We start from the raw sequence: 11,897 nt of genomic DNA, 5'->3' as shown, positions 1-11,897 counted from the left end.
GGTCCGGCATATTCTCTCCTGTTGGGTCTGGGCTGCGGTCATCCGCGGCCCTTTTTTAATCGAAGACGTGACCGTGCTGATATTGTTCGTCCTGTCCCGCGGCGGCGGTCAGGGCGGCGACATTGTCCTTGGTGAAGAACCCGTCATACTTGTGACACCGTTCGATATATTCAGTGATCAGCAGCGTGTTCTTCGAGTGTTTCGAGAAGATCTGTTTCAGGTTCGGGTCGTCTTTGCATTCGCCCACCACATGGGCCAGGAACGGCACGCCCTTGTCCTTAAGCGTGTTCACGACAAAGTCGACATTCTTTTCCCCAGCACCATGGTCGCCATCCTTGATCTCGACGGCCATGTGATGCAGGCGACGGCCAAAATTGCGCACAAAATCCTCGGTCGGCATCGGCAGCTTGGCGAATGAGTTGACGAAGGACGGCGTGTTGTTGGCGGTGAAAACCTTGGCCGGAGATTTCTTGTCATCGTCCACATTGGCTTTGCGGTTCACATTGGTGGACGAGTTCATGTCGAAGATGTTGTAAGCCCCCCAGAAATAGTAGGGCACCATGGTCAGGAATTCGAGGATCGCATCCTCGCGCTCACCCGCCAGCACGCGCGTCGCCAGATGATCGATGCCCAGCATCAAGGGCGCTATTTTGCTGTCCGATCCGAACGCGGCTGCCTGATCCAGCCGCGCTTGTTCCGCGTCGCTCAATAACACACGATCACCAAGGCCCAGGCTGTCTGTGTCGTTGAAATCAAGTGTCGAATACCCGACCCGGTTACAGGTGAAATCGGACGGGGTCGTAAAACGGAAGCCGTCCAATGTGTAGAACGGGTTTTCGGTATCTCCGGCATATTCGAAGCGGATATTCTGATCCTCAAGCGTCCCGGTCAGCGCCTTCAGATCACTGGCTGCGAAAACCTCGCCAACATACCGCGTTTGCGGCGTGTTGCGGGCCAGCGGGTACATGCGATTGATGCGGGGAATGAAGTCTTCGAAACCCGGGCTGAGCGGGGCCATCACGATCAGCGCGGGATAGTCGGGATGCGAATGCAGGACCGAAAATTTGTGGGTCTGCCCCAGATAGCTGGCTGTGTGGCGATAGGGTGTCATTACGTAAAGTTCGACCAGCGTATCGAACAGCGCGTCGGTTTCGACCTGCATACAGATTGCGCGCATTGGCCCGACCTGATCGGCGATGCCCGAGCTTGTCCGGCGCTCGTAGATTTTCGGCAGGTATTCCGCGAAGAAGTCCGAGTTCTTCTTGTCGCCCCGGGGTTGATAGGACATCAGATCAAAGGACATTCGACTACCTCCTTGCGCGACACCCCAACCGGGGCGAGCGATCGTTTGAAATTGTAGGTTTCAGAACATGTGCTTGCCCGTCATGCTAGGCGCTGAGACCTGTACGGGCAACAACTGAGAAACTGGGCACGAAGGTTTAGAGTTGCACGCTCAGTGATCTTCGTTCGGCACTACCAATTTTCGCATAGAATCAGAGCCGGTATTTCTGACAAACGCACATTAGTTTCCATTCCGGTAGCATAGTTGTTCCCCGAAAAGCCGGTCACGATCTGTAGGGTTGGAACTGCCCAAGCCTCAACAGCTAGCACTCGAAAACAGACCAGCGATCAACACATCGGGGACAAAGGGAGAATTCGCTGCGTTTTGCGCCAAGGTCTGCGTTATTTGATAACAGGCCGCATGTTTGCGGCCGGTCTTTCAGTTATACTGATCTTCGAGGGTATGTTCAGATCGGTTCCGCTTCTCCGGCGGGTTAGAATGTTCAGCCGGTCTCACCGAATCCTTTTGGTACTGGCAGGTCGGGCAAGGCAGCAGCACGTTTCTGCAAGGCCCGTCCGATAACCACGCGGCTGATTTCCGTCGTCCCGTCCACGATCCGCAGCATTTGTGCAAGACGGGACAAACGATCCAGACCATAAGGCTGCAAAAGCCCCATGCCGCCCAACACTTGCGTGCAGGTGTTCGCAGCCTTCACTGCAGCATCCGGCACAAACCGTTTGGCATGAGCGGCCATCAGGGGGCCCTCAGACGTGCCAAGCGCCTCTGCTGCCTTTCGGTAGAGAAGCTTGGAGGCTTCAAGATCGGTCGCAACCTCACCCAGCATCCACTGGATTCCGTCCAGATCGAGGTTCTTGCCACCAAACATCTTGCGGTTCTTGGAATAAGACAGCGCCGTATCCAAGGCAGCTTGAATCAATCCGCAGCATCCTGACGCAATCGAAACGCGGGCGATATCGATCGCCATGAGTGAACCTTGCAGACCTTGGCCAATGGGCAGGATGATGTTGTCTTCGCTAACCACGACTTTGTCCATGTACATCTCGGCCAGAGGCAGGAAGTTGTAGGACGGGGTGTCGTACAACGGACCAAAGCTGAGGCCCGGAGTGTCAGCGGGAATGGCGATCATCGCCATATCCTTGTGGCCGGGTGCGTCACTGGTTTTGACCACGGTGAAATAGATATCAGCCTCGGTCGCCAGGCTGACCCATGCCTTCGCGCCGCTGATCGTCCAAGTGCCGTCACCATTGATGGTGGCGCGGCTGTACATGTTCATCGGGTCAGAGCCGGATTGCGGTTCGGTCAGCGCAAAGTTCGCCAGTTTGCGGCCCGACGTCAGATCCCGCGCCCATTTTTCCTTGAAGGCATCGGTGCCATAGCCGCAGCCCGCGAAGGTACAGATGTTATGCATCGACAAGGCAAAGGCATAGGCACCATCGCCCAGTCCCAGTTGTTCGTAGACCTGAATGCCTTCTGAAAGTGGCAAGCCCTGGCCGCCAAATTCTTCAGGGGCGTATAGCCCCGTCAGGCCAGCGGCCCCGGCCTTGTCCGAAGCATCGCGCGGCCATGTCTTCGTGGCGTTCCAGGCGTCGACATTGGGCAGGATGACCTGCTCGGCGTGGTCGCGTGCGGCTTGCAGTATGGTGGCGAATTTGTCTGACATTGGTCGGTCCTTTTGTGAACGGCTCTTCTCACATGACGCCACACTCCAGCTCCTGCTGAGCAGGTAGCGGGTCATGCTTCATGAGGGAAATCCGGTGCGGTCGCGTTGTATTGCGAAAGAATTAGCCGGAAAAAAATTTTGATCTATCTCGCGTGGTGACAGGGTATTGTCCAAAAGTGACAAAAAACGCGCCTCAGATGTTCGCCTTGCGGTACGAACTGGGGGTGCTGCCGGTCCAGCGTTGAAATGCCCGGTGAAAATTGGCAGCCGAAGAAAAGCCGACATCATGTGCGATGGCCTCAACGCTTTTGCGCCCCGCCTGCAGATCACGAATCGCGATGTCCCGGCGCAGGGCATCCTTTATGGCCTGAAACGACGTCCCATCCGCATGCAACCTGCGGATCAGGGTGCGCGGGGTCATGTGCATGGCGGATGCTGTCTGGGTCAGGGTGGCAGCCTCCCATCCCGTTTGGCCCAGATATGTGCGTACCCGCAGCGATTGGGTGTGCTCCCGCGAAGAGGTGAAGATCCAGTCTCGCGGCGCGTTTTGCAAAAACCGATCAAGATCAGAGGCACTGCGCGCCTGCACGGGACCCAGTGCATTCGGATCGAACGAGATCGCGGTGGCGGGTTGTACGAACCGGATCGGTGCCGGAAAGATGATCGCGTAATCCTGATCAAAGTTCGGGCGGTCAAACGCGAAATCGACGCCCCTGACCGGAACCTCGTGCCCTGCCAGCCAGGACATGAGCCCGTGGGCAAGTTTGAGGATCAGCATATGCCCAAACCGCTGTACGTATGCCGTGCCTTGTGGTTTCAGGGTTAGCACCAATGCGCCTTCGACATCATCCAGACCGAACTGATAGTCATCCAGCAGCAGGTTCCAGAAGGTCGAAAACCGGTAGAGTGCTGATGCAAGAGACGTTGCCTCTCTGACAGTCGTCAAAAGATGTTGCAGGGCCCTTGGCCGGACGGGTCTGCTCCAAAGCCCCATCATCTCATCACCGGTCTCAACTGCGGCAAGTTGATAGAGACACACGATCTGATCCAGCGTCACGCGACCATTCGGCGAGCGCGTATCCGCGTTCAGACCGGACCGGCTAAGCAGCGACGCCATCTGCGCCTCTGGGCAAAGGACACGCAGCGCCGCCAGCCAATCATCGACAAACTGGCTGGAAACCGTGGAAAGGATCGTTGGAGTGACATCGGTCATAACAGTTTTGTCACGTTAACTCGCAATGCAACAGCAACCCATCAATTTCCCGCGAATTCGGATTGGAACGAATGTACAGCCATACCCCATGCGCAACGCCTGATACGTAAAGCTGGCTGGTGTCAAAGGACGCATTAGAGTTTCAGTGGGAAGCTAACACGACCTTTGCCTGACCAATGACATCTTTGAATTTTGAGGCAGGCGCCTGATCGGTTATCAATAAATCGCGTCCCAATAGTTCCGGTAGACGTAAGGCTGGATTGGCGCCCGACGCGTGAAACTTTGTTGAATCAACAGCCATGAAACAGCGTTCGCTAATCGTCTTCATCGCAACAGCCATATCCACTTCGCACTGTTCAAAAACCATAAATCCCCTCTTTGGATTGACGAGTGATGCCGACAGGATGGAAAAATCGACGGACATTTTGCCGATAACGTCAAATGCAGCGCGGTCAAATGCAGCCCCATCGTGGTTTCGTAACTGGGTTCCTGCCATAAAAACTCGGTTTCCGTTTTCCATGGCCAACGTGGCTGCGATGAAGGCAGAGTTCGTCACAACCGTAAGGTTCTTCCGAGCCCGCAACACCTGAGCGACGAAACCCGATGTCGAACCGGTATCGATGGCGATAGAAGCATCGTCGGGAATCAGATCCAGGACTGCATTTGCGATCGCAACTTTCGCGGCACGGTTTGTTGCCATGCGCGCGAAGAACGGCGGGTCCAGAACCTTTTGGATACTCACCAAAGCGCCGTGTGCTTTTTCAATTTTGCCTTCGTCAACCAGTGGCTTCACGATTCGGCGAATGGTCTGATCTGATACGTTCAGACACTGCGCCAATTCCATGACCGAGATCCGCCCATGGAGATTGACCGCGTTGAGGATATCTTTTTCGTACTTGGACATACAGGTTCGGGAATGTTGGATTTTAAGACGATAATAGGCCCGGATCTCTTTCACAACCAACAAAAATCAATATCGAAAGAATATTTTTGTTGATATTTGTTGAATTTTACACTGATCTGGCTCCGACACCTTGCACAGGAGCAAACAATGACGACCCACTCGGCAAAGCATCTGATTATTGGTGGTGGCATCATCGGCTGTTCGATTGCTTATCATCTTGCTCAGTCTGGCGAAAAAGATGTTGTGCTGCTGGAAAAGGCGTCTTTGACAGAGGGGGCCACTTGGCACGCCGCCGGTCTGGTTGGACAATTGCGGTCTTCGCGCAATACCACCCGCATGTTGAAGCGTTCGGTTGCGCTCTACGACCGGCTGGCCTCGGAAACCGGCATGGAATTCGATTGGAAGAAGGTTGGCAGTTTACGATTGGCTGCAACTAAAGAACGATTACTGGAAGCGAAACGCCTGGCCACAATGGCGCGCAGTTTCGATCTGGAAATGGAGATTATCTCTCCGGCAGAAGCAAAAGAGCTGTTTCCGTACATTGACGCTGAAGGGCTGGAAGGGGCCGCCTTTATTCCTACAGATGGGCATGTTGATCCAGCCGGTCTGTGTCAGGCCATTGCCGCTGGAGCACGCCTTCACGGTGCGCAGATCCGTCAGGGCGTGAAGGTCGAGGATTTTGAAATAACCAATGGGCGCATCAGCCGAGTGATGACAACCGATGGCGATTACGAGGCGCAAACCGTGGTGCTGGCATCGGGCATGTGGAGCCGTGAGCTTGCAGCTAAACTGGGCGTTGTGGTGCCTGCCTGCGCGGTCGAGCACCAGTATGTCGTGACTGAACCATTGCCGGATCAGGACCTCGTCAAAACCTTGCCGACCCTGCGCGACCCCGAAAGACTGGTCTATTACAAGCCCGATGCCGGGGGGCGGTTGGTGATCGGCGGATATGAAGACGACACGTTGCCATTTGGTGAACGGGGCATTCCGGGTGAGTTTGTCCGCCAATTGCTGCCGGACAATCTCGACCGGTTTGCCCCGCTTGCGGAGCTTGCCGGGGCAGTAACACCGATTGTCAACGAGGTGGGTATCCGGCAGGTGATTAACGGCCCGATTCCTTATTCAGCTGATGGCGATTTTGTCATGGGCTGGGCCCCGGAACTAAAGAACCTGATGCTGTCAACCGGGTTCCTGTATGGGATTGCCGCTGGTGGTGGTGCTGGTGAAATGATTGCTGAATGGATCCTTGAAGGTCGGCCAAGCCTTGATCTCTGGCCGCTGGACGTGCGCAGATTCAGCCCGCATCACGCGACCCGGGCCTTTATGTACCCGCGCGCCGTCGAGCATTACGCGCATCACTACAAAATGCGATATCCTGGTCAGGAGGCCGAAACAGCCCGCAACTTGCGCCTATCGCCGCTGCACGCCCGGCTGAAAGAACACGGTGCTGTTTACGGGTCGAAAAACGGCTGGGAACGACCCTTATGGTTTGCCCCTGCGGACGTCGCACCCGTGGATCAGCTCGATTTCCTCAATCCCGGCTGGCACGAATATGCAGGCCGCGAGCACCGCGCCACTCGTGAAAACGTGGTGTTGATTGATCAATCTAGTTTCTCAAAGTTCGATTTGATCGGCCCCGGGGCTTTGGACGCAATCCAACGTCTGGCGGTCTCCAACATGGATAAACCGATTGGAAGCGTGATCTACACGCAGCTTTGCAACGAAAATGGTGGCATCGAAGCAGATATTACGGTGACCCGCCTAGGGCGGGACCGTTTCTATGTTGTGACAGGTTCCGGGTTTGGTGTGCACGACGCCGACTGGATCAAGCGCCATCTGCCTGACGACGGATCGGTACATCTGATCGAGATGACCTCGGCGCGGGCAGTGATCAATATTTGTGGCCCGAAAGCGCGTGAGGTGCTGGCCGCCGTCAGCGAAGAGGATGTTTCGAACGCGATCTTCCCCTTTGCAACCGCACGGGAAATCACCATCGGGGCCGCAAAACTCCTTGCCGCCCGGATCGGATATGTGGGCGAGCTAGGCTGGGAGCTTCATATCCCCACAGAGTTTGCCCTACATGTCTACGACTTGCTTTGGCAGGCCGGCCAGCCCCACGGTATCTGTGACATCGGTTACCGGGCGATCGAGTCTCTGCGCCTGGAGAAGGGATATCTCTATTGGAGCGCCGATATCACACCGGACTATTCCCCGATTGAGGCGGGATTAGGCCAGCGCGTTCATTTGAGATCCAAAGATGAGTTCATTGGTCGTGCGGTTTTGGAGGAGCAGAAAGCCAACGGCGCGTCTCAGAAATTGTGCACCTTTGTGACCGACGAAAAATTGCCCATGACCGGAGGCGAAACCATCCTCCACAATGGCGAAACCGTCTCACGGGCCAGCAGCGGCGGATATGGGCACTTCACCGGACAAACAATCATCTACGGGTATCTGCCCAAGAAGATGTGGGAGCAGACGGAGTTTGAACTAGAACTCTTCGGAGATCGCTGCCCGATCCGCCGCGTTGACGGGCCGGTTTATGATCCGGAAAATGAAAAATTGAAAGCCTGATCGGAGGGGGGGGTGTGATGGACACTGACAATATCGAGCGCGTGTTGAAAGAACTCCGCAATTTGGACGGATTCGAGGCTATCTCGGCGCAGAGCAGCGACGTGCAGCGTCTGGGTGGCTTGACCAATCTGGTTTACCGCGTGAAATCTGGCGAGCGGGCTGTGATCGTGCGGATCCCCGGCGATGGCACCGAAGATTATATCGACCGCGCGGTTGAAATCCATAACGCCAGGGTCGCAGCCGATGCCGGCATTGGCCCCGCGGTACTGTGGGCAGATGCCGAAACCGGGGTAATGATCAGCGAATGCATTAAAAACATCGTCACCATGACACCCGAGCATTTTGCGACACGTGAGGGCGCCGCTGGGCGCGCTGGTCTTGCCCTGCGGCAATTGCATGATGCCCCGCGTCCGTTCAAGTTTCGTTTTGAGTTGTTTTCGATGATCGATGAGTATCTGAAAATCCTTGCAACCAAAGATATCAATCTCCCCGATGGCTATACAGAAATTGTCGCCGAGGCCGCTCCGATCAAGCAACTTTTGCAGGACAGACCTGGCAATCTGGTGCCCAGCCATTGCGATCCGCTTTGCGAAAACTTTCTTGATGATGGTAACCGAATGTGGATCGTCGACTTTGAGTATTCCGGCATGAACGACGCCCTTTGGGACCTTGGCGACCTGTCGGTTGAAGCAGGGCTGACCGAGACGCAGGAGATCGAAATGCTGACGGTGTATTTCGGCGCAACTCCAACAGCGGCGCAGATCGGGCGGATGGTTATTTACAAAGCTATGTGTGATCTCTTGTGGACCCTCTGGGGTCTTATCCAACACGCCGACGGCAATCCGGCTGAGGACTTCTGGGCATATGCTACGGGTCGGTTCGACAGATGCAAAGCGCTGATGTTTTCACCGGAATTCCCCAAACATGCCCAAGCAATTGCAAACGAATAGCGGACAAAAAATCTCCAACCCACATTCTTGTTGAAAGCCGGTCAATCTAGTTTGACAACATAGTGAAATGACGCGCGCTCATAGCGGCAAAGCCCGCTTTGTAAAGCTCGCGTTCATTTGACTGGTGTGAAGCATATTTAATTTTGGCTCTGTCACAAAATCTTTGCACATTGCTCAAAGGTCTGGTTTGGCCGCAAGGGAAACTCCTGCTGCCAAAAAGGAAGAACTACGTACAGCGAAGCCGCTTGGCCAAGCTGACTAGTGGGTGAACGTCGTGACCTCGACACCGCCCCCGATCAGGCTTTCGCGAACGGAGCGGGCGATTTGAACCGCGGTCGGGCCGTCTCCATGCAGGCAGATCGTGTCGATGGATGTTTCCAGTCGCTTGCCGCTTTCGGTGATGATCGCACCTTCGCGGATCATGTTCAGGATGCGCGGGCCTGCGACCTCGGCATCGTGGATGACGGCGCCGGGCAGGCTGCGGTCGACCAATGTTCCATCGTCGTTATAGGCACGGTCGGCAAAAATCTCGCCCACCCAGTTGCACCCGAGCTCACGCACGGCCTCTTCCTGCTTTGTCACGGCCAGCACCATGACGATGATATCGGGATCAACATCCAATGCGCCCTGATAACAGGCGCGCGCCATTTCGATATCGGCCGAACACATATTGGCCAGCGCCCCGTGCAGTTTCAGATGCCGCACTTTGGTGCCAACTGCGGTGGCCATGCCGATTGCGGCCCCCAGTTGATACCGGACCAGATTGCGCAGGTTGTCATGGGGCAACTTCATGTTCCGCCGACCAAACCCCTGCAAATCGGGAAAGCCGGGATGCGCGCCGATGCCTACGTCATTTTCGGCCGCCAGTTTCATCGTCGATGCCATCACATCCGGATCACCGGCATGAAACCCACAAGCGATGTTGGCCGAGGTGATGATTTTCAGCAGGCTTTCATCATCGCCCATTTTCCAGGGGCCAAAGCTTTCCCCCATATCGGCATTCAGATCGACGCTTGGCATTGGCACATCTCCTTAGTCGGTGGCAGAGATCACTCCGCCGATCAATTGGTAGGACAACAGGTCCGGGATGTCATGGGGATCACGCACCAGTGCCTCGACTTTTGAGGGCAGGCGCGCAAGGTCTGACAGGAACGTTTTATGCATTACTTCAGCCTGTTCCATGCTGACAAATTCGAACCGGATGTCGCCGCCTGCGGGTGTCTGTGCCGCGCGGGGCATATCGCATGGCAGAACGGTCGCGATACGAGGGTACCCGCCCGTGGTCTGACATTCCGGCAATAAGATGAACGGGTCGCCAGTGCCGGTCATCTGGATATCGCCGGGGGTGATCACCTCGGACAAGATGTTCAACTGGCCCGAGGCCGCAAAGCCGTCGCCGTCGCTGTCCACCTGCATGCCCATTCGGTTGGCGCGTGCGCCGCGCCGGAAATTGGTTTGGGCAAACCGTTCAAGTGTTGCGCCATCAAACAAAGGGGTCTGAAAGCTGGCAACCACATGTAGCACCCCACCCGAAAACCGCTCGGCAGCAGCCAGTTTCATCCCGCTGTTGCCTGCATCCGGTCCACAGGTCAGCCTGTCACCCTGCTGCAGCGCCCGGCCAATCCGCGCTGTCAGATGGGTAGAGCGGGACCCCAGAAAAACTTCGGCATCAATGCCGCCGCTCAGATGCAGATAGCCATAGTTTCCAGCCAGCGTCGCCCCGATGTTCAGCTTTTGCCCGGCGCTCAGTTGGTGCGACGCGTTCCAGGCCGCAGGGCTGCCATCAATGCTGGCCTGCATTCGTGCGCCAGTCAGGGCGATGCGCATGTTATGCGTCGCCTCGAACTCGCCCCCCATCCCGGCCATTTCCAGCGCCGCAAGGTTTGGGCTCTGATCCAGCAACGCCGCCCCTTCGTGCAAGGCCAGAATGTCCGCAGCCCCGGACCGGGACAGCCCCTGATCCAGATAGCCTGTCCGCCCCTGATCCTGAATGGTGCAGGCCGGGCCAATCCGGTGGACAATCAGGCTCATGGCGCGATCTCCTCACAGGTTGCGCCGCCTGTGCCGTCCTCGTTGTTGACCGTGATGTGTTCCAGAACGTCTCGGGAAACGGGCTCGAACAACAGTTCATCGCCGGGTCTGAGGGTAAAAGCCTCGGCCCTTTCGGGGCGGAAACACCGAAAGGCGGTCTGACCGATATGCCGCCACCCGGTTGGTGTCGGCCCGGAAAACAGAACAAATTGCGAGATCGCCAGAACCAAAGCGCCTTCCGGCACCATGGGGGTCAGGCTTTGCAGCCGGGGAATGTTGAACTCGGGCCCTAAAGGCCCAAGATATGGCTGCCCCGGAGCGAAGCCGATGGTCAGAACCCGCACGCGGGACTGTCCAAGCCTTCGTATTGCTTCGTCTGGTGTCAGGCCGGCAGCAGCGGCGGCATCGTCAAGCTGGGGCGCAAGGTCGGTCCCGTAAACCGTCGGAACGCGCCACAACCTGCGGCCCGCGGGCAGCGGTGTAGTGTACCAGTCCTTCTGCTCAACCAGATCCCGAAGCTTTTGCAGCATTTTCTGATGAGAGATGCGCTGCGTGTCGAACCGAACAAAGGCCGAGCCGAGGGAGGCTGACGACTCGGTCACCTCATCCCAGTGCAGACGATCGACTTCGGCTCGAAATGCCAGCGCTGCCCGGTTCGCGGTGTCGGTCATCCTATCTGCAAAGGTCACCAGCGCGCCGTCAAATCCGACGGTTCTGACCAAAGGAAACTGAACATTGCGCGCCATTGCTGATCTGCTTTCGGATCGAAGAGTGAATTGGTGGAACCTGACCGCATCTTTAGGGGATACGCAAGACAGGGTGTTCAATAGCGGACATCGTGCCTGTTCCGTCCACATCCCTGTAGGGAGCGACCCGCAGTATTAGGCGTCCGGTAGGGGAGAGGGGATTTCGACCGGATTCTGGCCGCATTTCCGACTCGTTTTCCAGTTTCGAGTCGCCCTGACTTGTATCTTGAAATCGCGGAGTCTCTATATCTTGTAGTGGCCCATTTTGTTTTATGGGGCTTGCCAGTCAGATCATGCCCAACTGCACCCGGACAGAAGGGCGGCGGTCAATTTCGACGGCGTTTAAGTCGTTGAAATAGCGTAATTATAAAAGAAAGTTCAAAAAAAAGATCAATAACGTCATTTTCTGCTTGCGGGTTTTGAGAGTAATACTTAGAACGCCCTTCACCGGCGCAGCATAGGTTGGCCTGACGGACTGGAAAGACGGTTGAGACGCTCAGGAGAGACTGGGGCATCTTG

The 11,897-nt window shown here is 56.2% G+C and carries 10 protein-coding genes; 2 read left to right on the top strand and 8 right to left on the bottom strand.

From position 1 onward, the window contains the following. Window positions 1-55: 55 nt before the first annotated feature. The 4 genes from I9182_RS13070 to I9182_RS13055 all read right to left on the bottom strand — a co-directional run bounded on the left by I9182_RS13070 (window position 56) and on the right by I9182_RS13055 (window position 5,080). Window positions 56-1,303 carry a hypothetical protein gene (locus I9182_RS13070; protein WP_209598548.1) on the bottom strand — a complete coding sequence of 416 codons (1,248 nt, stop codon included), beginning with the start codon at window positions 1,301-1,303 and terminating at the stop codon, window positions 56-58. 481 nt (window positions 1,304-1,784) lie between these two features. After that, window positions 1,785-2,963: an acyl-CoA dehydrogenase family protein gene (locus tag I9182_RS13065; RefSeq protein WP_209598547.1), complete on the bottom strand. Its 1,179-nt coding sequence runs from the start codon at window positions 2,961-2,963 to the stop codon at window positions 1,785-1,787. 193 nt (window positions 2,964-3,156) lie between these two features. Further along, on the bottom strand, window positions 3,157-4,176 hold the full coding sequence (locus I9182_RS13060; protein WP_209507816.1) for an AraC family transcriptional regulator: 1,020 nt from the start codon (window positions 4,174-4,176) through the stop codon (window positions 3,157-3,159). 142 nt (window positions 4,177-4,318) lie between these two features. After that, window positions 4,319-5,080: a DeoR/GlpR family DNA-binding transcription regulator gene (locus I9182_RS13055; protein WP_209598546.1), complete on the bottom strand. Its 762-nt coding sequence runs from the start codon at window positions 5,078-5,080 to the stop codon at window positions 4,319-4,321. Window positions 5,081-5,227: 147 nt separating this feature from the next. On the opposite strand from I9182_RS13055, the gene I9182_RS13050 reads away from it, so the two are divergent. Then, a complete protein-coding gene (locus I9182_RS13050) occupies window positions 5,228-7,651 on the top strand; it encodes an FAD-dependent oxidoreductase (RefSeq protein WP_209598545.1) in 2,424 nt (807 codons plus the stop codon). Between the two features lie 17 nt (window positions 7,652-7,668). After that, a complete protein-coding gene (locus tag I9182_RS13045; RefSeq protein ID WP_209598544.1) occupies window positions 7,669-8,601 on the top strand; it encodes a choline/ethanolamine kinase family protein in 933 nt (310 codons plus the stop codon). 258 nt (window positions 8,602-8,859) lie between these two features. Here I9182_RS13045 and I9182_RS13040 read toward each other — a convergent pair whose 3' ends face one another. From I9182_RS13040 to I9182_RS13025, 4 genes are all read right to left on the bottom strand, one after another. Further along, on the bottom strand, window positions 8,860-9,621 hold the full coding sequence (locus I9182_RS13040) for a 5-oxoprolinase subunit PxpA (protein WP_209507808.1): 762 nt from the start codon (window positions 9,619-9,621) through the stop codon (window positions 8,860-8,862). A 12-nt stretch (window positions 9,622-9,633) separates the two neighbouring features. Beyond that, the gene (locus I9182_RS13035) at window positions 9,634-10,632 is read right to left on the bottom strand and encodes a biotin-dependent carboxyltransferase family protein (protein WP_209598543.1); all 999 of its coding nucleotides are present in this window, start codon (window positions 10,630-10,632) and stop codon (window positions 9,634-9,636) included. Next, the gene (locus I9182_RS13030; RefSeq protein WP_209598542.1) at window positions 10,629-11,378 is read right to left on the bottom strand and encodes a carboxyltransferase domain-containing protein; all 750 of its coding nucleotides are present in this window, start codon (window positions 11,376-11,378) and stop codon (window positions 10,629-10,631) included. The genes I9182_RS13035 and I9182_RS13030 overlap by 4 nt, the downstream gene beginning before the upstream one ends. A 326-nt stretch (window positions 11,379-11,704) precedes the next feature. Continuing rightward, the coding region (locus tag I9182_RS13025; protein ID WP_209598541.1) for a hypothetical protein at window positions 11,705-11,897 on the bottom strand (193 nt) is incomplete at its 5' end.

The organism is Ruegeria sp. HKCCSP351 (genome assembly GCF_017872535.1).
Taxonomy (GTDB): Bacteria; Pseudomonadota; Alphaproteobacteria; order Rhodobacterales; family Rhodobacteraceae; genus Ruegeria.
This window is presented reverse-complemented; position numbering and strand designations above follow the sequence as displayed.